General features: G+C 59.5%; 3 protein-coding genes. All 3 read right to left on the bottom strand.

From position 1 onward, the window contains the following. Positions 1–102, bottom strand: a 102-nt coding sequence (locus tag AC1DT2_RS20935; RefSeq protein WP_477298484.1) for a twin-arginine translocation signal domain-containing protein, incomplete at its 3' end; no start/stop codon positions are given. A 305-nt stretch (positions 103–407) separates the two neighbouring features. Further along, positions 408–1,751, bottom strand: coding sequence for a phosphohexomutase domain-containing protein (locus tag AC1DT2_RS20940; RefSeq protein WP_477298485.1), 1,344 nt, complete (start codon positions 1,749–1,751; stop codon positions 408–410). A 49-nt stretch (positions 1,752–1,800) separates the two neighbouring features. After that, positions 1,801–2,348, bottom strand: a 548-nt coding sequence (locus tag AC1DT2_RS20945; protein ID WP_477298483.1) for a hypothetical protein, incomplete at its 5' end; no start/stop codon positions are given.

Below are 2,348 nucleotides of genomic sequence, written 5' to 3' on the forward strand. Positions count from 1 at the left end.
GCTGACACTTGGTGGAATCGCCACCAAAGTTGCCGCTGCCGCCGCTGCCCCCGCTGTCCCACCGACCCACTTGATGAACTTGCGCCGCTGAAGATCGGTCATTTGTGCACTGGTATCCGACCCACGCGGGGCCTGTCATGTCGCGGAAGGGGGAAGAACGAGGGGATCCGGACACGAATACCGCTGCCCAACCGGCGTCGACCGGACGCCAGTTTCCGCAAGTTTCATTTCTAATTCCTTACGAAATCGAGACATGACGGCGTAAGACTTCACTGCCCCGTTGGTTCTTCAGGGCAGGAAATCCATACGATAGGCATAAATAACAACGGCTTGACGACATTCCTGTCGCCAAGCCGTGAAAAAGAGAGTGGGGCCGACCTCTTGCGAGTGACGCAAGAACTTACATATTAGCCGACTATAAGGGCCGAGAGCTCGGCAGTCTTTGCCTTCATCAAACCTTCATCGGCCCGCGTCTCGACATTCAGCCGAAGCAAGGGCTCGGTGTTGGACGACCGGAGATTGAAGCGCCAGGTGTCGAATGCTGCGCTGACGCCGTCGACATGATCGACGCGCGGAGCTTCCCGCTTGTAAAAATCCATGACACGCGCGACAGCCGCCTTCGCGTCATCCACGACGAAGTTGATTTCGCCACTGCAAGGATAGGCCGCCATGCGCTCGGCCAGCATTCCGGCAAGGCTGTTGCCGGTTCTGGAAAGGCGCTCCGCGACCAGCAGCCAGGGGATCATTCCCGAGTCGCAATAGGCGAACTCCCGGAAATAGTGGTGAGCACTCATTTCGCCGCCGTACACGGCATCTTCGGCGCGCATGCGCTCTTTGATGAACGCGTGACCCGTCTTGCTCTCGATTGGTACGCCGCCGGCTGACTTCACCATGTCGATGGTGTTCCAGGTCAGGCGTGGGTCATGGATGATCTTCGCACCCGCGTGCCGCTCGAGCATTTGAGCCGCCAGCAGGCCCACGATGTAATAGCCCTCGATGAACTGACCCATTGCGTCGAACAGGAAGCAGCGATCGAAGTCGCCGTCCCAGGCGATGCCAAAATCGGCACCGTGAGCGATAACGGCCTTGGCGGTAGCGTCGCGGTTCTCCGGCAGCAAGGGATTGGGAATCCCGTTCGGGAAGCTACCGTCGGGTTCGTGGTGCACTCGAACGAACTCGAACGGCAAGTGGGCTTCTAGCAGGTCGATGACGCCGCCAGCGCCGCCATTGCCCGCATTCACGACGACCTTCAATGGACGAAGGCCGCTCGTTTCGACGTAGCCGAGAAGGTGCGATATATAGGCCGCCTTATCGTGTTCGTGGGAAACGGTGCCGCGTTTTTCGACGGCCTCGCCGAATCCATTGTCTTCGACCATGCGCTCGATCTCACGCAGACCCGTGTCACCACTGATCGGACGCGACCCTTCGCGAACCAGCTTCATGCCGTTGTAGTCGATAGGGTTGTGGCTCGCCGTTACCATGATGCCGCCGGCGACCTGCCGATGGAACGTCTGGAAATAAACCTCCTCCGTTCCGCACAGCCCGATGTCGATGGCGTCGCGCCCTTCGTCATTGAGGCCCTGCACGATCGCCTTGGCGAACGCAGGGCTATCTCGGCGGATGTCGTAGCCCACCACCACGGCGCCCTCGCCGATCGTTCGCGCAAAGGCGCGACCGAGCCGGTAGGCGATGTCTTCATTCAGCTCGTCGGGAACGCGACCGCGAATGTCATAAGCCTTGAAACACTTCATGGCGGCGCTCTCCTGAAAACCTTCATTCTCGACCACCGGGCGTTTAGTCTCAAGACGCCGATGGCGGCAACATCGTCGCGCGAATCCAATGGAAGACGGCCGTCTTCTCGCGGGAGATAAAGTCTCTGCGTTCGGTCGGCACGGCACCGGCTTCCCTGATCTCGCGATCGTAGAGGGTCTCACTGGCAGCATCCCAATAAACGAGTCGAATCTCGGTGATGCCGTCGCGTTTGAGGCGCGTGATCGTGTTCGGCCCGATGTCAACGGTGTAACGCACGCGATTGCCGGTGAGAAAGCAGAATGGCGCAGAAAAACCCCACTCAGGGAAGATGTATGCCACGTTCGCCGGCGCCTGACGTGCCTCGATCGCGAGCTGCGTCAGCATGTCACTACTGCGCCCGCGCCCGCCTGTCGCAACCAGTTCCTCGTGAAAATCCACCTGCTGGGCAAGGTTTCCCGAAATGACCACTGCGATGGATGCCAAAACAACAATTCGCGCGCGCTGAACGGATGGATCGAAGAACGCCAACAGCCTGCGCAGGCTTAGTGCCAGCAGTAGATAGACGAACGGCACCAAGACACTGAAGTGGTGTACCC

The organism is Luteibacter sp. P4_E6 (assembly GCF_056401535.1).